The 22,090-nt window shown below is 70.8% G+C and carries 24 protein-coding genes and 2 pseudogenes; 11 read left to right on the plus strand and 15 right to left on the minus strand.

What is annotated here, in order from left to right; all coding sequences use genetic code 11:
- Genes P8T65_RS21090 through P8T65_RS21105 form a run of 4 tightly spaced genes read right to left on the minus strand, consistent with a single transcriptional unit; the run spans position 1 to position 1,916 of the window.
- Positions 1-762, minus strand: a complete 762-nt coding sequence (locus tag P8T65_RS21090) for a DUF6286 domain-containing protein (RefSeq protein WP_316726851.1) — start codon at positions 760-762, stop codon at positions 1-3.
- Positions 759-1,205 (minus strand): Asp23/Gls24 family envelope stress response protein, encoded by a 447-nt coding sequence (locus tag P8T65_RS21095; RefSeq protein ID WP_316726852.1) that lies wholly within the window; start codon positions 1,203-1,205, stop codon positions 759-761. Before P8T65_RS21095 ends, P8T65_RS21090 begins: the two co-directional genes overlap by 4 nt.
- A complete protein-coding gene (locus tag P8T65_RS21100) occupies positions 1,202-1,429 on the minus strand; it encodes a hypothetical protein (RefSeq protein ID WP_230215084.1) in 228 nt (75 codons plus the stop codon). The genes P8T65_RS21095 and P8T65_RS21100 overlap by 4 nt, the downstream gene beginning before the upstream one ends.
- Positions 1,430-1,484: 55 nt before the next feature.
- Entirely contained in the window at positions 1,485-1,916 is a 432-nt protein-coding gene (locus P8T65_RS21105) for an Asp23/Gls24 family envelope stress response protein (RefSeq protein WP_316726853.1), read from the minus strand.
- A gap of 189 nt (positions 1,917-2,105) precedes the next feature.
- On the opposite strand from P8T65_RS21105, the gene P8T65_RS21110 reads away from it, so the two are divergent.
- Both P8T65_RS21110 and P8T65_RS21115 read left to right on the plus strand, forming a co-directional pair.
- A complete protein-coding gene (locus P8T65_RS21110) occupies positions 2,106-2,879 on the plus strand; it encodes a hypothetical protein (protein ID WP_316726854.1) in 774 nt (257 codons plus the stop codon).
- Positions 2,880-3,194: 315 nt separating this feature from the next.
- Positions 3,195-4,238: an acyl-CoA desaturase gene (locus P8T65_RS21115; protein WP_316726855.1), complete on the plus strand. Its 1,044-nt coding sequence runs from the start codon at positions 3,195-3,197 to the stop codon at positions 4,236-4,238.
- A gap of 235 nt (positions 4,239-4,473) precedes the next feature.
- On the opposite strand, the gene P8T65_RS21120 is transcribed toward P8T65_RS21115, so the two are convergent.
- The 5 genes from P8T65_RS21120 to P8T65_RS21140 form a co-directional block, all read right to left on the minus strand.
- Positions 4,474-5,154 carry a hypothetical protein gene (locus P8T65_RS21120; RefSeq protein ID WP_316726856.1) on the minus strand — a complete coding sequence of 227 codons (681 nt, stop codon included), beginning with the start codon at positions 5,152-5,154 and terminating at the stop codon, positions 4,474-4,476.
- On the minus strand, positions 5,151-5,543 hold the full coding sequence (locus P8T65_RS21125) for an STAS domain-containing protein (protein ID WP_316726857.1): 393 nt from the start codon (positions 5,541-5,543) through the stop codon (positions 5,151-5,153). The genes P8T65_RS21120 and P8T65_RS21125 overlap by 4 nt, the downstream gene beginning before the upstream one ends.
- Positions 5,544-5,987: 444 nt before the next feature.
- The gene (locus P8T65_RS21130; protein WP_316726858.1) at positions 5,988-6,275 is read right to left on the minus strand and encodes a hypothetical protein; all 288 of its coding nucleotides are present in this window, start codon (positions 6,273-6,275) and stop codon (positions 5,988-5,990) included.
- Positions 6,276-6,280: 5 nt separating this feature from the next.
- Complete coding sequence (locus P8T65_RS21135) at positions 6,281-6,886, minus strand: DUF5994 family protein (protein ID WP_316726859.1); 606 nt, start codon at positions 6,884-6,886, stop codon at positions 6,281-6,283.
- A gap of 269 nt (positions 6,887-7,155) precedes the next feature.
- The gene (locus tag P8T65_RS21140) at positions 7,156-7,686 is read right to left on the minus strand and encodes a DUF5994 family protein (RefSeq protein WP_399099559.1); all 531 of its coding nucleotides are present in this window, start codon (positions 7,684-7,686) and stop codon (positions 7,156-7,158) included.
- A gap of 208 nt (positions 7,687-7,894) precedes the next feature.
- Here P8T65_RS21140 and P8T65_RS21145 point away from each other — a divergent pair, with 208 nt between their 5' ends.
- The 5 genes from P8T65_RS21145 to P8T65_RS21165 all read left to right on the plus strand — a co-directional run bounded on the left by P8T65_RS21145 (position 7,895) and on the right by P8T65_RS21165 (position 11,277).
- Positions 7,895-8,143, plus strand: coding sequence for a hypothetical protein (locus tag P8T65_RS21145; RefSeq protein ID WP_316726861.1), 249 nt, complete (start codon positions 7,895-7,897; stop codon positions 8,141-8,143).
- A gap of 228 nt (positions 8,144-8,371) precedes the next feature.
- Positions 8,372-8,644, plus strand: coding sequence for a hypothetical protein (locus tag P8T65_RS21150; RefSeq protein ID WP_316726862.1), 273 nt, complete (start codon positions 8,372-8,374; stop codon positions 8,642-8,644).
- 81 nt (positions 8,645-8,725) lie between these two features.
- Entirely contained in the window at positions 8,726-9,082 is a 357-nt protein-coding gene (locus P8T65_RS21155; RefSeq protein ID WP_316726863.1) for a PRC-barrel domain-containing protein, read from the plus strand.
- Between the two features lie 37 nt (positions 9,083-9,119).
- A complete protein-coding gene (locus P8T65_RS21160) occupies positions 9,120-9,290 on the plus strand; it encodes a hypothetical protein (RefSeq protein WP_316726864.1) in 171 nt (56 codons plus the stop codon).
- 241 nt (positions 9,291-9,531) lie between these two features.
- Positions 9,532-11,277, plus strand: a complete 1,746-nt coding sequence (locus P8T65_RS21165) for a SpoIIE family protein phosphatase (protein ID WP_316726865.1) — start codon at positions 9,532-9,534, stop codon at positions 11,275-11,277.
- 975 nt (positions 11,278-12,252) lie between these two features.
- Here P8T65_RS21165 and P8T65_RS21170 read toward each other — a convergent pair.
- The 5 genes and pseudogenes from P8T65_RS21170 to P8T65_RS21185 form a co-directional block, all read right to left on the minus strand.
- Positions 12,253-12,509: pseudogene (locus P8T65_RS21170) on the minus strand (replication initiator); the annotation flags it as partial.
- A gap of 817 nt (positions 12,510-13,326) precedes the next feature.
- A complete protein-coding gene (locus P8T65_RS21175) occupies positions 13,327-14,730 on the minus strand; it encodes an APC family permease (RefSeq protein WP_316726866.1) in 1,404 nt (467 codons plus the stop codon).
- Between the two features lie 438 nt (positions 14,731-15,168).
- Positions 15,169-15,274, minus strand: a pseudogene (locus P8T65_RS47300) (SigE family RNA polymerase sigma factor); the annotation flags it as partial.
- 55 nt (positions 15,275-15,329) lie between these two features.
- Positions 15,330-16,220, minus strand: a complete 891-nt coding sequence (locus tag P8T65_RS21180; protein WP_316726867.1) for a DUF2690 domain-containing protein — start codon at positions 16,218-16,220, stop codon at positions 15,330-15,332.
- Positions 16,217-17,014, minus strand: coding sequence for a peptidoglycan-binding protein (locus P8T65_RS21185; RefSeq protein ID WP_316726868.1), 798 nt, complete (start codon positions 17,012-17,014; stop codon positions 16,217-16,219). The genes P8T65_RS21180 and P8T65_RS21185 overlap by 4 nt, the downstream gene beginning before the upstream one ends.
- A 326-nt stretch (positions 17,015-17,340) precedes the next feature.
- On the opposite strand from P8T65_RS21185, the gene P8T65_RS21190 reads away from it, so the two are divergent.
- From P8T65_RS21190 to P8T65_RS21205, 4 genes are all read left to right on the plus strand, one after another.
- Entirely contained in the window at positions 17,341-17,802 is a 462-nt protein-coding gene (locus tag P8T65_RS21190; RefSeq protein ID WP_316726869.1) for a hypothetical protein, read from the plus strand.
- Between the two features lie 693 nt (positions 17,803-18,495).
- Positions 18,496-19,092 (plus strand): TetR/AcrR family transcriptional regulator, encoded by a 597-nt coding sequence (locus P8T65_RS21195; protein ID WP_316726870.1) that lies wholly within the window; start codon positions 18,496-18,498, stop codon positions 19,090-19,092.
- Between the two features lie 134 nt (positions 19,093-19,226).
- Complete coding sequence (locus P8T65_RS21200; protein WP_316726871.1) at positions 19,227-20,045, plus strand: redoxin domain-containing protein; 819 nt, start codon at positions 19,227-19,229, stop codon at positions 20,043-20,045.
- 213 nt (positions 20,046-20,258) lie between these two features.
- Positions 20,259-20,549, plus strand: coding sequence for a hypothetical protein (locus tag P8T65_RS21205; RefSeq protein WP_316726872.1), 291 nt, complete (start codon positions 20,259-20,261; stop codon positions 20,547-20,549).
- A 73-nt stretch (positions 20,550-20,622) separates the two neighbouring features.
- Here P8T65_RS21205 and P8T65_RS21210 read toward each other — a convergent pair whose 3' ends face one another.
- The gene (locus P8T65_RS21210; RefSeq protein ID WP_316726873.1) at positions 20,623-22,041 is read right to left on the minus strand and encodes an FG-GAP and VCBS repeat-containing protein; all 1,419 of its coding nucleotides are present in this window, start codon (positions 22,039-22,041) and stop codon (positions 20,623-20,625) included.
- Between the last annotated feature and the right edge of the window lie 49 nt (positions 22,042-22,090).

Raw genomic sequence — 22,090 nt, forward strand, 5'->3', positions numbered from 1 at the left:
TCAGTCCTTCTTCGGGCGCCGGACGCGCACGGTCAGCACGGGGCGCCGGGCGAGACGCAAGGACGTCATGGTTTCCCCGAGGGTGGCTTCCAGGTCTCTGCGGACCTCCCCGAGTTCACGGAAATGTGCCCGCGCCCGGGCCTTGACCTTGCGGCGGCCGACAGCGACCTGCACCGACCGGACACCGGCTACCCGCATGGCCCGGTCACGCAGAATCAGGGCGGCCGCGCGTCGGTCGAGTCCGGCGCGGATCTCCTCCGTCCGAGGGATACCGGTGGGCCTGCGCATGGGCAGCAGCCTGCGCAGCCCCGGCGTCACCGCCAGGAGGAAGAGCCACAGGCCGAGGGCCATCGCCACGGCGGCCCCGACGATCATCCAGGTGTCGTCCAGGGGCCGGGTGGCCAGCTCGTCGGCGAGGCGCCGTCGCCAGCTCATCGCGGTCCGGCCCGCCCGCACCGCGACCACGTCGTACAGGAGCAGCCCGACGGCCGCGGCGGACACCAGGGCCACCAGGGCGGCGGGGAGCCGCCGCGTCGACCAGAAGCGGCGCGGCGGCCGGCGCCCTGCCCCGTCCCCCGCAGCCGTCCCATCCGCGACTGCTCCGTCCCCCGCCGCCGTCATGTCCGCGCCCGTCTTCTCGTCCGGCCCCGGACTGCCGTCGGCGGACGGAGCCGTCGATCCGTCGGCAGGCGGAGCGGGTGGTCCGGAATCGGAGGGAGGGCCGCTGTCGCCGGTCGGCTGCCGCCAGGTGTTCGCGCTCATCTCACCCTCTCCAGGCCCGAGTGCCGCGCATGCACCGAGTGCAGCCTCTCGACCGACACCACCAGGCCGGACACCTCCATGCCGGCCCAGGTCCTGAGCCGTTCGGTGACCTCCCGGCGCACCGCGGCGCACTGTGCCCCGATGTCGGACGGATAGCCGAGTTCGACGGTGATGTGCACCTGTGCCCCGCCGAGCGCCGCCTGCCGTCCGGCAGCGGGTTCCATGTCCCGCCCCCCGGTGTCCCGCTCCGGGGCCCGTCGCACGTATGCGGTCACGTGCGGTGTCCGGCGGTCGGGTGGTACGTGGCCGGTCGACTCGGTGAACCGGCTCAGCGCCTCGCGCGCGACCCGGGCAGCGGTCTTCGCCACGACCCGGTCGGCGACGGTGATCGCGCCGCGCTCCCTGCGGGGGACGCCTGGACGCGGGCCTGCCTCACCGGTCACCGTCGCCAGTCTTCCCGAGCCCGTCGCCGGTCATCGCTGATCCGCTCCTGGCGGTCCCGGCGGCGGACGAAGTCGCCCGGTTCCAGATCGCCTTCCATGAACCGCCCGACCACGAGACCGACGACGCCCAGCCCCAGGACCAGCAGGAAAGCCCAGAAGTCACCGAAATACGCGGCGAAACCAAGCGCCATACCGGCAATCAACCCCACCACGGCCCTGCTCATCACGCGCTCCTTCATTCAAGCGGGCTACGCCGCCCCGGTGCGAGCTCCGCTCCGGCTACTGGACCCGCTGCCGCTCTGCTTCTTCGTCCTCCTCGTCCGGCAGCTTCACGTCGCTGACCGTGATGTTGACTTCCACGACTTCCCGACCCGCCATCCGCTCCACCGCGGAGATCACGTTCTCCCGCACGTCACCGGCGACATCCGTGATCGAGACGCCGTAGTCGACGACGATCTCCAGGTCGACGGCCGCCTGTTGCTCGCCGACCTCGACCTCGACCCCGCGGGTGACGGACTTGCCACTGCCGGCACCAGGCATCCGCTCCCGCATGGACCCCATCGAGCGCGCGAAGCCGCTGCCCAGGGCATGGACACCGGGCACGTCCCGTGCCGCCGTTCCGGCGATCTTCTCCACGACCACGTCGGCGATGGATGTCCGACCGCGAGAACCGGGCGCACCACCGTGTCCTACGCCGGTGTTCTCAGTCATCGGGATATTCCTCCCTCGTGAGGCTCACACAGCACTCATAGATGCAAGTATATTCGCTTTAATAGGACTTGCCATTTTTTGCGAATAATATGGCGAAATAGCCGGACGATCGGACGAGCGGCCTGAGCAAGCAGGAAATGAGCAAGCAGGAAATGAGCAATGCCCCGGAAGAAGGAGGGTGAGACAACGGTGAGAACCGACGCGTGGACGCAGGCAGTACGGAACCAGCTCGCCCTGGGCCGGCTCCTGCCGCTCGGCGGGCGCGAGGACGGGGCGTGGATCACCGAGCAGGCCGCCGTACGGGCCCTCGGGCGCGCGGCCGCTGAGATTCCCGGTGTCCGGCTGGGGACCCTGCGCATCGGGCCGGTACCGCTGGAGTCCGTGTCCGAACCGGCCGTCCCTGCGCCTGCCAGCGCGCTACCGCCTGGCCCGCTCAGGATCGAGGCCGCCTTCACGGCATCCCTCGGACAGCCGCTGCCCGAGGCCGCCGACCAGTTGCGGAGCGCCCTGCTTCACGCGGCCGCCGAACGGCTCGGCCTGGCCACCGCGACAGCCGACCTGCGGATTTCGGATCTCCATGAGGGCCCGGACGAAGGCCCGAAGACTGAGGTGACATCGCGGGCCGCGACGAGGGACATGAGGCCGGCGCCGGAAGGCCCAGCCGCACGCGCCTCGCACCCGGTGGCAGGAAAGGGGTCCGGGCAGGGGCCCGTCGGGGGGATCGCGGATGTCGCGGCGGGGGTTCCCGGCGTCGCCCGCCTCACCGCCGTGCTGGGAAGCCGTCCGGTCAGGCTGTATGACCAGGTCGATCCGCCCGGCCGGCACGTCGAGATCCACTTCGCGGTCGCCCCCGGACACCATCCCCTGCACGTCGCCCGCGCCGTCCGGAAGGCCGTGGCCGCCGCGGCCGCCGGAGACACGACGGGCCCGGTCACCGTCGCCGTCCTCATCACGGAGACATGAGTCCAGGTCGACCGGAGGACGCCCCGCACGGGCCCCATGGCGCGCGCCACTGGTCGCCGTCGTCCGCCGCGGAAGCGCGCGGATCGCTCCAGGAGTTCTGCCCTGTGCACGGTGTGAGACCTGCCTGGCAGGGAACCCGCCTTCGGACAGGAGGTCTGCGCGGCTGCGGCCGGCGAAGCAGACGTCGTCCTCTCTCCGCGGTCGCGCGACGCGCGTCCCGCCGTGGAGAAGCGCCTTCCTCCCAGCGGCCCGGTCTCAGCGGCTCCCAAGGCGGCACCGAGCCATCTGCCTCCTTCGGAGAAGAGCTTCATCATCATGAGCAGCAATACGACGGCCTGCCTCCCGCCCCCGAGGACGTCCGGCAGTGACTTCGCCCGATTGTCGCGAAAGATCGCCGATGCCGGCCTGATGGAACGCCGCCCCGGCTACTACGCGCTGCGGATCACCGCGGTGGCCGCGCTCTACGTCATGGGGTGGGCCGCCGTCGCACTCGTCGGCGACAGTTGGTGGACCCTGGCGGTCGCCGCATTCCTGGCCGTGGTCTTCGGCCAGGTCGCCCTGCTCGCCCATGACGCGGCCCATCGCCAGGTGTTCCGCCGACGCAGGGCCAGCGAGGTGTCCGGACGGATCGCCGGTACCGGAATCGGCATGGGCTACGGATGGTGGCAGGACAAGCACACCCGCCACCACGCGAACCCCAACCACGAGGAACTCGACCCCGACCTCGACCCCGACCTGCTGGTCTGGTCCCAGGACCAGGCCAGGGCAGCCAAAGGACTCCCCCGTCTGATCGGCCGCTGGCAGGCGTTCCTGTTCTTCCCTCTGCTCACACTGGAGGGCTTCAGCCTGCACGTGTCGAGCGTGCGGGCGCTGGCCAATCGCTCGCTCAGGCACCGAACCCTCGACGGCGCCCTGCTGTTCGTACACTTCGCGGTCTATGTGACCGTCCTGCTCTGGCTGCTGCCGCCCACGATGGCGATCGCCTTCATCGCCGTGCACCAGGCCCTGTTCGGCGTCTACCTGGGCTCCCTCTTCGCGCCCAACCACAAGGGCATGCCGATACTGACCGGCCAGGACCGCCCGGACTTCCTCCGCCGCCAGGTCCTCACCTCACGCAACGTACGCGGCGGCCTGTTCACCGACATCGCCCTGGGCGGGCTGAACCATCAGATCGAGCACCACCTGTTCCCCAGCATGCCCAGCCCCAACCTGCGCCAGGCCCGGGCCATCGTGCGGCGCCACTGCCGGGAACTGGACGTCGACTACGTGGAGACCGGGCTGCTCACCTCCTACCGACTGGCCCTCGCCAGTCTCCACCGGGCGGGAGCACCGCTCCGGCACGCACGCGTCCCTGCCTAGGCCCTCAAGGAGCGGCGTCCGGTGCGTGCTCTTCTCCGCGGGGCTGGGACAGTGGCCGGACGCGGAACCCACATCCCTGATACGGGACGCGCATCCCGCACAAGCCACCGCTGCCGCTGTACGCGGTCCCCAGGCCGATGGCCTGGGGACCGTGGTGTGTCCGTCCGGACCGTCCTGACGTCATCGCACGCCGTGGCGCACCACCCACGGCCGCGGCCGGGCCGAGCGGCGGTCGTCAGTCGGGGCGTTGGGTGCGGTTCTCGTGGGTGAGGCCGTCCGGGTGGGTGGTTGAGCGGGGTCCGAGGGGAAGCACCAGGGCCCTCAGCAGAACAGGGGCCGAGGGCCGATGGACGGTGGGATCCGATGGCCTACGTACCGCCCCGATGTCCTGCCATCCCCACGACAGGAAGGCGTCGCGGGCCGGAGCGTCGGCGGGGTCGACCAGTGTCGCCCCGAGCGAGGCGTGGTGGTCGCCGAGCAGGCGTCGCTGAAGCCGGCGGGCGAGGTCCTCGTCGCCGCTGTGGGGGTGCACCACGATCTCGGTGATCGCGAAGACCTGTCCGGACGCGGTGAGTTGTTCAACGCCCTGGGGGAGGTTCCCGTGGAACCCCCTCCACCAGGTCCCTTCGCGCGGTACGGGAAATCCGTAGGCGCATCCGGCGAAGGCCGTGTCCTCCGCGATCAGCAGGGCGAATCCGGGCCGCCTGATGTCGCCGGTGAGACGCCGCAGAAAGGCCTCCCGGCCCCGGTACCGGCGGCCCGCCCCCGCGGGGGACGACTCCACGGACAGATCCGCCAGGTCCTCCCGCAGAGTCTCTGCCTGCCAGCGGTTCAGCCGGCGCAGACGTACCGCGTGCGCGGGAGCCGCCGTTCCCGCCGGACCCTGCTGCGGTTCCCGGCGGTCCGGGGCGGTCACAGCGCGCCGCCCGCGACGGTCGGCACCTGGGGTCGGGCCGGCCGGTCCGTGTGGTGTTCGTCGAGGAGGAAGCCGGAGCCGGTCAACTCGATGACGCGGGCCATGGCCGGAGGCGGATAGTGCAGTCGGAGGATCGTTCCGGCACCGGCGCCGAGCCGGAATGTGGTGAGGAAAGCGTTGAGTCCGCTGGCGTCGCAGAAGGTGACCGCCATGAGATCGACGTCGATGGTACGCATGCCGTCGCGCAGACATCCGGCCAGTTCGGCGTACACGAGCGGGGCGGTGGCCAGGTCGATCTCTCCCGAGAGGGTGACGAGCGCGCGGGTGGTGCGGTCGTGCCGGTGGACGGTCAACTGGGTCAGGGGCATGGTTCCCTCGGTTCTCGACATCTGTCGGTGGTCCCGCGCGGCAGGATCAGGGGCCCGGCCACTCACGGTGTGCCGCCGATATGGGCGGTGGGTACGGTGACGCGCGAATGACCGGTCCGTTCAGGCCGGTTGGCGGGCGCGCCGACGCATCGGACGGCGCGGGATGCCCCGTGGAACGGCCGAACCGGGGGTGTGCTCCCGGTGGGCATCGTGACCTGGAGGGGTTCCGTCCCGGGCACACGGACAGTGGTGACGAACTTTTCGTCGTCCCCCGCCCCCGGTCGGCTCTGCCCCGGCCGGGGCCGGCCCCCGGCCATCGGGGCCGGGCACCTCGGGACACGGGAAGCCGTCGGCTTGTCAACCGCGGTGCCATGCCGGGGAGTCCGGGGGCACGCACCACGACGGCCACATCGGCCGGTTCGGCCGTTTCGGCCAGTTCGGCCAGTTCTGATGTGGCCCTGCGGCCTATGGGCGCACCCTGTCCGAGCGGGTGCTCACAGCGCCCTCACGGGTGCGGCGCCGGAGGCGGAGGCGTCCACTTCCGGCGTCACGCCGACGGCCCGTGCCGGTCGTCCCCGCCCGGACACGGGCCTTGCGCGGAGCAGACGGTCGCGGTCCCGCGTCAGGCGTCCTGGAGCGACCGTAGTGGAAGGCGGCGATACGGTCGCCGTGCTGCGAGTTGAGCCGATGGATGAGGAGCGAGCCGAAGACGATCACCGCGATGATCACGATCAGGGTCAGGAATGTCTCCACGGTTCTCACCTTCCCGTCAGCTCATGCGGCATCGCTGCGGTCGTGGCGGTGGTGGTCGGGATGCCCGGCCGTACGGTCCGGGCGCCGGCCTCACGTCCCCCTTCGGAGTCCCAGACCGCCTCACCGGCCCGGTCGGTCTCCGCCACGGTCCGCAGGCGCGCCTCCTCCTCCATCAACCGGCTCGCGGTCGACGTGCCCAGGAGGTCGCTCGCGGCGGCCATCAGCCGGGCTGCCGATGCGGCGGGCGTCTGCGGTGGGATCACCAGGAGGTTCCACCGGCCCGCATGGTAGGAGAGCAACAACAGTTCGTGCGGGTCCTGCTCCGACCGGAACCAGCCCACTTTCACCACGTGTCCCGCGACGGGCACCTTGCGCGGAACGACCGGCCAGTGGACGGGATTCACCGTCACGCGGGTGATCCGGCCCCACAGCGGGTCCAGTACGGCCGTCAGGGAAGGCAGTTCCGCCGCGAGATCGCGGGAGCGGGGCCACCAGGCACCGTCCAGCAGAGCCGGCGCGGGGCCGACGGGAGCCAGCGACAGACGGAGTGAGGACGAGGAGAAACGGTCAGCCGCTTCGGCTGCCGGCGGGTGGGGAATGGTCACGGTCATGACGCGAACCCTGCCCCGGGCCGACCACGACCGGCCCGGTGTATTCGTTCGCCGAAAACGACACGAGCCTGAAAGCCGGTGTGCGAGATATCCTCGGTGTCTTCGAGCGTACTCCTCGAACGGGCCCCGCAGGCCACCGCTCGACTCAGACCCGGTCCCGTACGGGAGACCCGGTCCCGTAAGCCACCCCCCGAATCCCCCGAACGACTGTCCCTGGGGCCACGAACACAGCGAAGACACCCCGCGAGCGGCTGGCGGCACCTGCCCGGCTATTCACCGCCGGGCTGTTCACCCACGGACGGTTCACCGGGGCTCTTCACCACGCCCCCGTGGGCCTGTGCAGTGCTCGGGTCCGCTCGTCCGGTGCCCGTGTCGATGAGGATCTGCTCGGCCCGCCTCCCGCTGCCGGCGCGGACGGCCTCGGCCATGGCGGCGCGCGCGGCGTCGGGCGTCGCGTGCGGCGGGACCACGAGGAGGGAGAAGAGATCCTGCTCGCCCCGGGTGATGAGAACCGTGTCGTCGCCGACCGGGAAGGAGTCGATGCGGACGACACGGTCGTCGACGGTCATCCGCGTCGGCAGTTCGTCCCACGCCCCGGTGTCGAGACCGACGCGTGTGATGGGCCCGAGGTGCTCGGTCAGTGCGCCGATCAGGCTGGGGAGTTCGGCGGCGATGTCGCGGGAGCGAGGCCACCACACCCCGTCGAGCACGCCCTGCCGGTCATGTGTCGTCTCCAGCCGCACGAGAGCCGTCCCGGGCCGCACGGCCCGGTGCACGGCGTCCGGCAGGAGTCTCGTCATCCGCGGGGAGTCGGAACCGGAGTCGACCATGGCACTCGCCTGCCTACCTGGACCGAGGAGACCGGGTGGCTTCCTCGTTCTCACGGTACTCCGCGTTCCGACAGCAGGCCGGGAGGTCGCCGGTCGCCCTCGGGAGCTGCGGCGACTGCCGGAGTAAGGTGGTGAACCCGGCCCGTCCCTTACGGGCACGTCGAACTCCGAGGTCGCCATGCGGTCCGTGGAAACCCCCTCGGCCAGCCACGCCGAGGTCCGTGTCGTCGCCCCCTCGCCCGAAGTCGCCCGTCGGGTCGCGGAGGTTCTCCGCCGCTGCTTCGACTCCACCGAGCAGCGCAGCTACCCCGCCGGCCCCGACGGCGGCACCCGCCTCGACCTCACCGTGGACACCACCCACGCGGCGGAACCCGCTCGGTCGTGGCTGGAGACCAGCCGGTCCACGGGAGACAGCCACCGGCGGTAGCGTTCAGCGACCTCGCGACCACGCGCACGGTCCGGCTGTGCGACGTACCGCACGCGGACGCATCGCCCGGCATGGCCTCGCCGCACCACCGCGCCGCCCGTGCGCTGCCCGTGTGCTGCCCGTGTGCTGCCCGGCAAAACCGCTGGCCGTGGGCCGGTACCGGCGTACGGCCCGGAGTAGAGTGAACACGGAGAGCCGGTTCGAGAGCCCAGACGAGTGGCGGCGACCATGGCGACACTGCACCAGCGGAAAACCCACCGCGAAGCGATCATGAAGACCCTCTACGAAGACATGGAAGGAAGTGGCCTTCCAGACGTCTCCGGGGCCAGGCTGCGTGACGAGTTGGAGATCCCGGAGCACGATCTGGCCGCGGCCTGCACCTATCTGGTGGGTGAGGGACTGGTCACGGTCCGCTGGGCCCATGGAGAGGTGCCCGCGACGGTCGTGCTGACGCATCAGGGGATACGGCTCATGGAGGCCGACGAGGAGAACCGCGGCTGACCCCGCGAGTGCGCCTTGGGACACGGAAGCCGGGGTATTCGTACCTATCACCCGGCAGAGCGTGCAGACAGGGAGCAGGCCATGATCCGTCCAGCCGACATCCGCGAGTGGCGCAACCAGGACGTGGTCGACGAGAAGCAGCGCAGGATCGGCATGCTCGAAGCGGTCTATGTCGACACCGCCACCGACGAACCGGCCATGGCCACCGTCCGGACCGGACTGCCCACCCGCCACCGGCTGGTCTTCGTCCCCCTCGACGACGCGGTCCTCGGACCGGACTACGTCCGGGTCCCCTACACCAAGGGGCAGGTACGGAAGGCCCCGTCGATCGGGACGGACGACGTCCTGCCGGCCGAGCGGGAGGAAGAGGTCTTCCAGCACTACGGCATGACGTACCGGCCGGGGGCGGCCGGCGAACGTCAGCTCGCACGCCGGTGATCACGCGCGCACGGCACGGAGGAGATGGTCCGCGGTGATGGCGCTCTTCCTTCTGGTGCTCCTGGTGGCCGTCGTACTGGGGATCATCGGTGTGGCGGCGGAGGGCCTCGGCTTTCTCCTGGCCATCGGCATCGTGGTCTTCGCCGCAGCCGTGATCTCCTTCACGGTGCTGGTGTCCCGGCGTGCCAGGCGGCGTCCCGTCCGCTGACGCCGGGGCCGACACCGTGTACGGCGTCGTGCCCCCGCCGTTCGCGAGCGCTCGGGCAGGGCGGTGGGCGACGAAACGCCTTGTCGGGCGTGCGCGCGGGTGTCCGCCGGGGGACCATCGGTAGCAGGGGAACCATCGGTAGCGGGGGACCCGGATCATCGGTGGGTCGGTTCCCTGCCCGGAATGTGGTTCCCGACGCGCCCGCGGACCTCGGTCGAGGCCCCCATGACAGGAGTGCGGCATGGTGGAGGGTGCGGCGCCCGGCGCGGGAGAAGAGGGACGGTCGTGGCCGGCGGCCGAGCCGGACTTCTGGCGGCAGGTGGTCGAGCAGCTGGGCACCGCCCTGATGGTGGTCGATCCGGCCGCACGGATCCTCGCTGTCAACCCGGCCGCCGAGCGGCTGCTGGGCCGTACCGCCGACGCGATGCGCGGAAGGGACGCGCACGAACTGCTGCACCGGGACGCGGGCGGCGGCGCTCTGGTCCGCGAGCGTTGCCCGCTGATCCGGGCGCTGTCCGAGAGGACCGCAGCAGTCGGGGACGGCGACAGTTACCTGCGCGGTGACGGCCGCCTGATCACCATCGCCTGGTCCGCCTCTCCTCTGACGGACCCCGGCACCTTCAAGGGCATGGCCGTGCTGTTCACCGACGCCACGGGCGACCACGGCACGCGCCGGGAGCGGGCGGAACGGGCTGCCTACACGAGTGCTCTGGAAGACCTCACCGAGCGGCTGACGCTGGTCGCGGACATCACCGACGTACTGGGCCAGACCCTGGACGCCGACGAGGCCCTCGCCCGGCTGGGCCGCCTGCTGGTACCCCGCCTCGCCGACTGGACCGCGGTGGACCTCCGGACAGGTTCCGGGCAGGTCCACCGAGTGGCTGTGACAGGTCCCGCGGGCCGCCACACGGCACTGGAGGGCGGGCACGAGCGCCTCCCCGAGGCGGGAGAGGCGGACCCGTCGCCCCTCGTCCGGGTGCTGAACGGCGGTGATCCCGTGCTGTGGGACGGGGTGGGGGCGGCCGTACCACCCGGCTCCCCCCTGGCCGTCCGCCACAGCGACTTCCTGCGCACGGTGGGCGCGACATCCGTCGTCACGGTGCCGCTGGCCTCGGGACCGCAGATCACCGGCGCCCTGACGCTGGTCCGCACCGACCCCGCACACCCCTTCGACGCCGCCGACCTGGAGGTGGTGGGCGACATCGGCCGCCGGGTCGGTCTGGTCGTCGACAACGCGCGGCGGTACGGCCGCCAGCGTGCCGTCGCCGAGGCCATGCAGCGCAACCTGCTCGGCCCGCTGCCCCAGCCTGGCCGGCTTCGACTGGCCGCCCGCTACCAGCCCGCCCCCGTCGGGTCCCAGGTCGGCGGTGACTGGTACGACGCGTTCGAACTGAAGGACGGCACGCTCGCGCTGGTCATCGGCGACGTCGTGGGCCACGACCTGACCGCGGCGGCCGGCATGTCCCAACTGCACGGCATCCTCCGCTCCCTGGCCTGGGACCACGTGGGGATGCCCGGGGGTGTCGTCGACCGCCTCGACGACGCCATGCCCGCGATCACCACCGTCCCCATGGCCACCCTCGTCCTCGCGCGAGTCGAAGGCCATCCGCACGACGGTCCATGGACCCTGCGGTGGACCAGCGCCGGACATCCGCCGCCGCTCCTCCTCACCCCCGGCGGGCACGCGCGGTACCTCGAAGCCGGGCAGGGACTGCTCCTCGGCGCCCACCTGGGCGACGGCGACAGCGACGGCAGACCGAACGCCACGGAACCCCTGCCGCCGGGTTCCACGCTGCTGCTCTACACCGACGGCCTGATCGAGATCCCCGGCAGCGACCTCGACACCGGCCTGACCCGCCTGCGCCGCCACGCCCTGGGGCTCGCGCACGCGTCCCTGGACACACTGTGCGACCAGTTGCTGGCCCGTATGCCGCCCGGCAGCACCGACGACGTGGCCCTCCTCGCCCTGCGGCTGCCGTCGGAGTGAGCGCGGACGGGCGACGTTCCAGACCCGCCCCGGACGGTGCGCCGGATACGCGTCAGCGAACACGGGGGCGAAAGGTGCCCGGCACGCAGTGCCGATAGGCGGGCGGAGAGCCACCACCCTGCCCGATCCCGTCGGCTGGCACGCCGTGCCCTCGGCGTGCCCGTAAGAGCGGAGAACCACGGTCCACAGCGGTACGATCCGGGCTGTCGCCGTCCCACCCGGACCGCGAATGAGCAGGTCAGGCCCCCTGCCTTCCCCTGAGCGTCATGGCTTCCCAAGCTGAGAGCGCGAGTTCGATTCTCGTCACCCGCTCCATGTGAAACCCCCAGGTCAGTGACCGGCGGTTCTTTGTTGTCTAGACCAGTGCGCGGGTGGCGCACCCCAACCGCACCATAAGGGCCCGGTTACGTCCCGGTGGCCTCCTCCTTGTGGTGCGCGGAGTCGCCCGTGTGGTTCTTCGCACGCTCGGCGCGCACCATCTCGTCGAGGCCGGCCGCCAGCTCGCGCTGCCGCGACGGCCGTTTCCATGGTGCCTTTGAGCAGGCGGTATGCCTTGGCGACGGTTGTCTTGGCGCTCGTCGCCCGCAGCCGCTCCGCCCGCCGTTCACGGACGGGCGGAGCGGTATCTCGTCCAGGTCGAGCGTGCCGAAGGTCGGGAGGATGTAGAGGCAAGAAGGTGTTGGCACAGGTCCACCGTCCGTACGGCCAACTCCCGCTTCTCGACCCACTTCTGCGCGTACTGACGGAAGTTCACGGCGCCCGCGTCGGGAGCGTCGCCCCCGGCTGAGATCCGCCTCGACCTGGGAGAGCCAGATCTCAGCGTCCTCCTTCGTCTCAAAATTCTCGGGTGCACGCATCCGCTCGTTGTCGGGAGCAAGGTAGGACGCCGTCCACTGCCCGGACCGGTACTGGCCGCACGGCCCCGAAACGGCGACGTCTGCCGTTCCTGTCGGCCAGCCCTTCTTGGGCGACGACCGAACCCTTGAGGCTGTCGCGGAGTTCCAAGCGAGTGAGGCCCACGCGGGAGGCGAGTTGCTGCCGCAGGTGAGTGGTGAAGCGAGCCCACAGAGCTCCCGCGTGCACATTCCAGAGGGCAGCGGCGCGGTAGTCGTGGCGGTCGGGATACAGAGGTGTACCGAGTGCGGGGTCATCGTCGGGGTGGAGTCAGCCGCAGCGGCACCGGCCGCCGCCCGAGCGGTTGTGGCGGGGCCGAAGGTGAAGGTGGCGAAGGCGGTGGTGCGGCCAACGACGACTGATGACAACCGCTCAGGCGCCCGGGGAAGCTGCCCTGACCAGCGAAGAACCCAGCTCGCCACAGCCCGGTCGCAGGAGCCGGGCGAACGGGTCAGTGGCCGGCCTGAGTGTCACCAATTGCGGCTCGTGTCCTGCTGCGGAGGGTGATCGCCCGGCGGGCAGCGTGCATCGCCATGAGTGCGAGCCAGGTTCCCCCCAGGCACGGCCCGAGAAGGCCCCACCAGTCCACCACCGGCTTCGCAAGCACCTCCACGGCCCACCAGACGTCGTAGGCCGCGATGCCGGTCAGCACCACAGCCAGGAGAGCCGTGGTCCACCAGCGCTCTGGCCACCCCTTGTCCACGTTGCCCCCTGCCGGAATCACGCGCCGCTGCCGACATCGCCCAGTGTGCCGTACCCGTTGCGTGCCCGTTCAGGCGGGAGGCCGGGGCCACGGTGCGTCACGACTAAAGCCGCGTTCCCTCAGCAGGCACGTGGCAGGTTGGCAGGACCCACGTTCACGATCTTCCGAACTGGCGGTCTGTCCACCGACCGCAACACCACGGGCTGGTCGACCGGGTCATTGAGACTCCATCGACGTCTGTGCAGGCGGGCGACCTTGCCGAGGTCGACGCGGCCGGGACGGTACTGCAGAGGGGCCTCCAGCATGCCCTCGGGGAAGAAACGTCACTGGCGTGTCAGCTCTCGCTGTCCGCGGAGGTGCCGCGGAAGTACTCGGTGACGCTGCCCTCGTCCTGCATGCTCACGAGTTCCCTTTCGCACCCGGCCGTCACCGGGCGCGAAAGGGAGTCCCGATCAGCGGGAGGCGGCGGCGATGAGACGCTGTTCGGCGTCCTCGCCCGCCGCGACCTTGGGCAGCCGCCACATGAAGAACGCGCCGACCAGCCACCACACGCCGACGATCGCCCACTCCGAGGGCCAGATGAGGGCCGCGGGCATACCGGGCAGGTAGAGCACGCCGAGCCCCAGACTGAGCACCAGCGCGGCGACACCGACAGCCGGTCCGGCCGGGGTACGGAACGGGCGCTCCATGCCAGGCTCCCGGCGGCGCAGCACCAGGAAGGACAACACCACGACGACGTAGGCGATGACGATGTTGATGCCGCCCGCGTCGACCAGCCACACCAGCATCGGCCGCCCGAAGAGCGGGGCCAGCACCGAGAGGGCGCCGATGAAGACCACCGCGTTGGCAGGGGTGCGGTACTTCGGGTGCATCGTGCCGAACCAGGCGGGGATCATGCGGGACTCGGCCATGGCGTACAGCAGTCGGCTGCCGCCGATGAGGAAGGCGTTCCAGCTCGTCAGGATGCCCGCGATGCCACCGATGACCAGGACGTTGCCCATGGCCTGGCTGTTCCACAGGGCGGTCATGGCGTCGGCTGCGGCGAGGTTGGACTCGGCGAGGGCTGAGGCGCTGAGACCGGAGCCCACGGTCAGCATGATCATGACGTACCACGCGGTCGCGCAGAGCACGGAGATCACCAGGAGCCTGCCCACCTGGCGGTACGGGAGCTTGATCTCACCGGCCGACTGCGGAATCACGTCGAAACCCACGAAGAGGAACGGCACGGCGACCAGCACCGTGAAGATCCCGTCCATGCCCCCGCTGACCATCGGCTCCATGTTGTCGGCGGAACCACCCTTGAGGGCTCCGACGAGCAGCGCGGCGCCCGCGCAGAGCAGGAACAGCACCGCGATGGTCTGGAACACCGCTGCGGGACGTATACCGATGTAGTTCACAGCCGTGATCGCGATCGCGGCGATCACGCCGACGGCGACCCAGCTCGCGTAGACGTCGTAGTCCGCGATCGTCCACATGTGGCCCACGAGCATGTCGGGGAAGAGGTTGACCATGCTGTGCGGCAGTGCGACGGCCTCGAACGCGGCGACCGACACATAGCCGAGAACCATGGCCCAGGAGGCCAGGAAGGCACCCCGGCCACCGAGTGCCCGCAACGCGTAGTGGTGCTCGCCGCCCGCATGCGGCATCGCCGAGACCAGCTCCGCGTACGTCAGCCCGACGAGCGTGACGACCACGCCGCCGATGGTGATGGCGATCGCCGCGCCCACCGGCCCCGCGTCACTGATGAAACCTGAGGTGAGAACGATCCACCCGAAACCGATCATGGCCCCGAAGGCCAATGCCAGAACGTCTCCTCTGCCGAGCACTCTGAGGAATCCGCCGTTGTTGTCCGTCATCCGCCGATCCTGCCTATCTGGGGGGTTCGAGCGCCAAGGTGGAGAAAAGTGGACCGGACCTCAGGACATGAACACCAGGATCAGGATGTACAACTTGCACCGTATACCTATCCAGAACGATGAAATCCCTGGTCAGCCGCTTGATCCAGCAGCCGAGCCGCGCACCGGCAACCCAGTGGACCGAGTTTCGTAACACGCGCGGCACTCGGCGAATCGGGCTTCACGACGTACCCGATCCGGCAGTGTCGCGGGCCGGAATGCTGCCGCACAAGCGGGTGCAGCCCGGCCGATGGCACGATTCCGCGCGTGACCGACGGCCGGGAAGTGACCTGCCGCGCTCCGCTCCGGAAGCGCGGCCTGTGGTGCCTCGTCGGACTTGGGGCGGCGGGGGCGACCCTGACCGCGGTACGCATGGTCTTCTGTGCGACGACCTCCGACGCCGTCCAAGTCCGGTTCGGCCCGGCGTTCCCAGGTCCGGACGAAGGCCTCCTGGACCACACTGCGCCTCGGCGAGGTCGCCTGTCATCGCATACAGCCGGCCGATGAGTCGGCCGACGCTCGCGGCGTGAAAGGCGTCGACCTCGTCCGAGAGCCTGACGCTAGTCGCGAGAGCCTGACGCCACTGGACGTGAGGGCGGCGGGGTCGTGGTGGCGGCCCCGCCCAAGCGGGCCTCGAAGCACTCCCGTTCGCCGTCGGCCGAGGCGGGCCGGAAGCAGGCCCGGACGGTGCTGCCGGGACGGACCTCGGTCATCTCCGTGTAGATGAAGGTTGCCGCGTCGTCCTTGTTCTCGATGCGCACGCCGTGGGTCGGGCCGCCTGCCGTGACGTCCAGCCGGTCTCCGATCTCGGTCCCCCAGGTCCGGGCCCAGCTTGCACCGCACTTCTTGCTGTAACGCAGCTCGACGTGGGCGCCGGTGGCCGTGCGGTGCGAGGCGAGGGTGTCGGGGCCGAGGCCGCAGATCAGGCGCATCGGGTCCCGGCCCTCGCAGGCGGCTCCGTGGCATTGGGGAGCGAGGGAGAACGGGATGGAGGCCGGTGGCGGTTCGTCCTCCTGCGCCTCCGAGTCCGGCAGAAGGAGGAACAGCAGGGCCGCGGCACCGCCGACGATCACGGTGTACGCCGACACCAGCGCCAGTAGGAGCCTGCCTCTGCCAAGTCGCCGCCGCTCGGTCCCGGCGGGCGTCGGCGACTGCTGAGGTTGTGGCTGCGGCGACTCGTCCGCGGGAGGGTCGGATGCGGGGGCCACCGCGCGTCCGCTCCAGTGCGACTCGGCGATCTCCCACAGGGCCAGCAGCCGCCCGTCCGGTTCGTTCGCGAGCCGGCACAGTTCCTTGACGGCCTGGCGAGGAGGCAGGCTCTTGCCGTTGAGGTAACGCTCCCACGAGGACTTGCTGTACGCAGTCCGCTCCGCCAGCGCCGCCAGGCTCAGCCCCGCACCGGCCCGCAGCTCCCGCAGCGCCGCGGCCAACCGGGCGTGTTCCGCGGTCACTTCGGATCCGCCGACCGCAGGGCCTGCCAGGTGGGCGGGTCGATGACTCCGTTCACGATCAGCCCGTTCTGCTTCTGCATGCGCTCGACCGCTCGCCGCGTCTTCGGTCCGAAGACGCCGTCGATGTCCCCTGGCTCGGTTCCCGCCCGGTGCAGCAGGCACTGCGCCTCGGCCACTTCGAGCCCGACGTGGGTGTTGGACAGAAGGATGTCGGTGGTCCGGCTCAGGCCCGCGTACCAGCGGCCGTCACGCTGCTCCAGCTTGCAGGTGTAGATGACCGGCACCGTGGACTCCGACACGGTGGCCAGGGCCGTCGCGACAGCATCGCTGCGCTCGTGCGCGAGCTGGGCACGGGCCTCGGTGAGCCGCACGGCCAGCAGGAGCGCCGCGGTGACGGACAGCGCCGTGACCACGGCTGCCGCCGTGACCGCGGCGCGCAGGTGACGCCCGTATGGCTGCTGCTCGGTGGGGGTGTGTTCCGGCGTCGCGGAGGAGTCCTCGGGGGTGTTGGTGGTGACCGCCCTACCCTCCGCCCACCGTTGGGCGGCGATCTCGTGCATCACCAGCAGCCGGTGCGGATCGTCACCGCCGACGCGGGCCATCGCCTCGACAGCCTCCCGGGGCGGCAGAGACCTGCCGTTCAGATATCGCTGCCACGACTTCGCGCTGTACCCGGTCCTCGCGGCGAGTTGACGGGTGCTCAGGTCGCTGTGGTCCTTCAGTCTGCGCAGTCGCACGATCAACTGGTGGACGTGTGGATGCAGTTCTGCGGGCAGCTCTTTCCAGCGCGACACGCTTACCCCCCAACTCGCGTTCGGGACCGCAGGCCCAGCCCTCCGTGTCCCGGGCTCATTCTGCATCAGCTGTCACCGGGATCACCCAGCGGCCACGCCGCCCTGGTGCGGCTCAGCCCTGGCGCGGAACCAGCCATTCCCTCTCGCCATAGTCTCGCCGCAGGGACATGACGGGTGACATCTCTGCAGGTCAGTGGGCGGGACGTCCCGGGATGAGGTCACTTCTGCGTCAGCTGTGGCCGAGCACCGCGCCGAGCCCGCAGTCTCGTTGCGGAGCCGGCCAGTGCGGTCGGCTCTGCCCATACCGCCTCACCAGGAGTGATCCCATGAAGCTGAACAGAAAGCTGTCGGCGACCCTGCTCACCGCCGGACTGGCCGCGACCTTGACCCCGCTGGCAGCCTCGCCCGCCTCGGCCGCCAGCATGCACGGCTGCACGTACCCGCGTGTGTGTCTGTACGACGGCTCATACCAAAACGGCAGCATCTTCAGCTGGTACCAGGACACCTCCTACCAGGCCGTCATCGGCGGAGGGAACCGGGCGGACGCGGTCGTCAACACCCGTAACGACGACTCCGTCTGGCTGATCGACCAGGGCGCCTCCCCCGACGCGTACCTCTGCATCCCGCGGAACACCGCCGCCAACCTCGGCAACTACGCCCACCCCAACGGCGGCACCTGGGCGAACGACGTCGACGCCATCAAGATCTGGGGCGACCCCGACAACGGGAAGTGCAGCGGCACCTACCAGGTGCAGCAGGGTCGCGTCGCCGACGGCTGGCGCCCCTGACACACGCGGCCCGTCCCTCGTGCAGGAGGGGACGGGCCGCTTGCGTCCCCAGGCTTCCCGACCCTGGCCTCGAACGGTGCATGTGACCTGCGGTTTCGCTGCGTCAAGCACATCGGTCACACGTGTGAGCCCTCAGCCTGCCCGTCCCCTCGGAGAGACGGATGGCGCTTGCGGGCGCCGCAGGACCATTGGTTGCCCAACTCCTGCCGAGGAGACAGGACTTCAACGAGTGCGCCGCGGTGGGCACGGACGGACCCGCGGCACCGAGGTGATGCTCCGCCATCTCCAGCACGGTAGTCGGCATCCTCATGGAGGACAGTCAGGCCACGCATGCGTCACCCGCGCGCATCACCCGCTGGTGGTGCCCGTGCCCACGGCGTGCCTGTAAGAGCGGAAAGCCTTGGTCACCAGCGGTGCGACTGCCACAACCACCTCGGCAACGAGCGCCTGTGCACGGCAGAGACATACGGGCCACCCAAGCGCCGTCGCTTCCCGAGCGGAGAGCGCGTCGGTGCCGCACCCCTACCGCACCCCTGCCGCCCCCCATTCCCCGACCGGCGGGAACACCTCCATCAAGTGCGTGAAGGCGACAGCGCCCGAACCCGCCGGACTGGGCTCAACCGCGAGAGGACTACCCCTTGACCGGTCGGTCAAGGGGGCCTACGGTTGACCGATCAGTCAAGTGGAGGGTCGATGACGGACGACACCCGCACCCGCCTCGTACGGACAGCGCGCGCGCTGATCCACGGCTCATCGTTCGCCGAGGTCGGCATCGGGGACCTGTGCCGTGAGGCGGGAGTGCACCGCGGCAGTCTGTACCACTTCTTTCCCTCCAAGGAGGCCGTCGGCCTCGCCGTGATCGACGCGAACTGGGAACTCCTCAAGGCGGTCCTGGACGAGTCGTTCGACAGCGAGGCGCCACCGCTGGAGCGCATCGACGCCTTCATCGGCGGATTCGCCGGCATGCTGACCGCGGCCCGGGACCGGATGGGCGCCGTGCCGGGCTGCCCCATCGGCAACCTCGCCCTCGAACTCGCCGGACGCCCCGGAGAGGCATCGGTCAGGATCGCCGAGATCCTGACCGCGTGGCAGCGGTACTTCCGCGACGCCGTCGCCGAGGCCGTGCTCAGAGGGCACGTCCCGGCGGGAGTCGAACCCGACACGGCAGCCCTGCGCGCTCTGGCCTACCTCCAGGGCATCACCCTCATGGCCAAGGCGTACGACAGGCCGACGCTCGTCGCCGAGGCCAGGACGGCGATCCGGATGCTGATCCAGGCCCCCGCCTCCTGACCCTGTCCCCGTCCGGCCGGTTCGCGATCCGGCCGGACGGCGGCCGCCCCCGCACGGGGCGCCGCGCCGGTTCCCCTGTCCGTTGACTTGACCGAACGGTCAAGTCAACGGACGTCCCCTCTCAAGGAGCACACATGGACTCGCACCTTCCCGCACGCCCCTCCGGTTCGGACTACCGCTTCGAACGCTTCCGGACACGGCTCCTGATCGACGACATGACGTTCGGCCGCAACGCCCTCGGCCCAGGCAGCCGTCTGCCGGAGTTCGACCTGCCCACCCTCGACGGCGGCCGTTTCACCTCCCACACACTCGGCCGACGGCCGGTGCTCATGGTCTTCGGATCCCGGACCTGCCCCGTCACCGAGAGCGCCGTGCCCGTACTCAAGCGACTCCACACGCGATTCGGCGAGCGGGTCCGCTTCGTGCTGGTCAACACCCGGGAGGCGCACCCGGGTCAGACGATCGGCCAGCCGGCCACCGCCGCGGAAAAGTACCGGCACGCAGAGCGGTTGCGCCATCATCACGACATCCCGTTCGAGGTCGCGGTCGACGACATCGACGGCACCCTGCACCGCGCCTTCACCCCCAAACCGAACTCCGCCTACCTCATCGACACGACCGGCACCATCACCTTCCGCTCGCACTGGGCCAACGACGAAGCGGCCCTGCGTCGGTCCCTGGAGCAGGCGGCATCCGGGAACACCGTCCTCGGACGCAGCCGGGCCATGGCAGGGCCGCTGCTCCGCGCCGTCGGACACCTCCCGGGCATCGTCACCGCCGCCGGTAGCAGGACCGGTCACGACGTCTGGCGCGCCGCACCCCCACTCGCGATCCTCGGCGCGCTCTCGCGGCTCTTCCCCCGCCTTCCCGCCGACCTACGAGGCCCAGCCGCCGCGGCCGCCGCCCTGATCATCGGCGCAGCGACTGCCGGTCTGCTCGTCGCGCTGACCTGACGCAGGCTCCACGCGTCTCCGTCTTCCCGGGGTAAGGCGAACGGCTCAGGAACGCCGCATACTGACGTCACCGATCCGTAGGGCTCCGCTCCGCTGCCTGCCTGAGCCGCCGCCACTACTCTGACGGGCGGACCCGATCCTTCAGGAGTCCTCCTTGCGTGCCCGTATCCTCCTCCCGGCCGCCCTTGCCTCCGTTCTCCTCACTCTGACCGGATGCGGCTCGGACGACGGCTCCGCGTCCGCCGAGGACGCGGATGCCTCCAGGTCGGGGCTTACGTCGCCTACTACGGCTGGTACGAGATCCGCGCCCTGCGCAACCCTGCCACCACCGACCCGGTCATCGACACGGCGGCGAGCGTCCAGCGAGCTGTCGCCGACTCCCTGGACGCGGCCGGACCCGCCACGGTCGCCGTGCTCTTCGTACTTCTGCTCCTCACCGCGCTGCTGATCCGGCGCCGCAGGCGATCGAGCGGCAGCGGCGCGACGCGCCGAGGCAGCGGCTGATCGAGCTGGGCGCCCCTGCCCCGCTGCCAGCGGGTTTCCTGCGTTCCTTCCGGCGGTTTCCCGGGCCGGGGGTTCAGTCGGCGATCGTGGAGCCCAGGCCGCGGTGGCCACCGGTGAGGTTCAGCTTGTCCGCACAGACGTGGAAGGCGCCGGTGACCGTGATGCCCGCGGCGGCGCCGCGCGCGTTCCAGGTGCAGCCCCAGCCGTTCTCGCCCGGGACACCGACGGTGAGATCGGCGCGGCCGTCGCGGTCGTGGTCGGTCAGGTGCACGGCGGTGCCCCAGGCGTCGGCGTTCTCGGCGACACCGGACACCCCCTCACTGTCCTGGTGGTAGGAGCGCGCGCCACTGCCGGTGAGGCCGTTCGCGGAGCCGAACAGCACGGTGACGGCGCCGGCCAGGTCCCGGCCGGACAGCGCCTCGCCGGGGACGCCCACGGCGATGTCGGCGCGGCCGTCGCCGTTGACGTCACCCGCGCTGAGCGCGGACCCGAACTCGTCGCCGTCCTCGCCGGCTCCCGGCACTGCGGCGGTGTCCTGGTTGATACGGGTGGGCCGCTGCCCGGGGTCGATCCCTGCTGGGCCCCCGTACCAGACCGAGACCTCACCCCCGACGTGACCACCCGGCTTCTCGGCGGTCGGGGTGTCGGTGTCGCCGAGGACGAGGTCGCCGTACCCGTCGCCGTCGACGTCGCCCGTCGCACCGGTGGTGCCGTCGGCGCCGCCGAGTTCCGTGCGTACGTACCGGCCTTGCTTCCAGTCGTCGATGTAGACCATGCCGCCCGGGTCGTCGCCGTACCGGCCCGGGAGCATGATGCGCTCAAGCGCCGCGTCACCGTCGACGTTCCCGAACAGGACACCTCGGGTGGTGCCGAGCAACCCGTCCTGTGTGCTGTCGGCGGCGTCGCCGGCACGGGTGAACGGGCCCCGGAAGTGGGTGGCGCCGCAGTAGGAGCCCACCGTGACGTCGGCGGCGCCGTCACCGTCGCCGGCGGCCAGCGCGAGGCCGAAACCACAGCCGGTGTCGGGCAGGTCGCCCGGGTCGAGGGTCACGCCGGAGCCGAGCCCGGAGGCACCGCCCCAGATCACGGTCACCAGCCCTGCGTCCTTCTCGGTGCCGATGTCCTCGCGCTCCGCACCGACCAGAAGGTCCGCGTAGCCGTCCCCGTCGAGGTCCGCGGCGGCGAGGGTGTCCGCGAACATGTCGCCGTTCTCGGGCGCGCCCGGAACGCCGGTGCTCGCCTGCGTGATCACCTGCCGGTTGTCGGCCTTGACTCCGTCGGCCGAGCCGTAGAACACGACGACGGCTCCGGCGGCGCTCTTGCCCGAGACGGTGGCGGACGGGTCGGCGACGGCCAGGTCACGGTATCCGTCGCCGTTGAAGTCGTCGTGATACGTCGACGCGGTGGCGGTGGCCGGGCCCGCGGTCACCAGCGTCGCGGCGCCCATCACGACGACAGTGGCGGTGAGCAGCACGGAGGATCGTGCGCGCACGAGCGGCTCCTTCGGATTTCGGATGCGGAGACAGGCCCGCCCGTGAGCA

This window comes from Streptomyces sp. 11x1 (assembly GCF_032598905.1).
GTDB lineage: Bacteria > Actinomycetota > Actinomycetes > Streptomycetales > Streptomycetaceae > Streptomyces.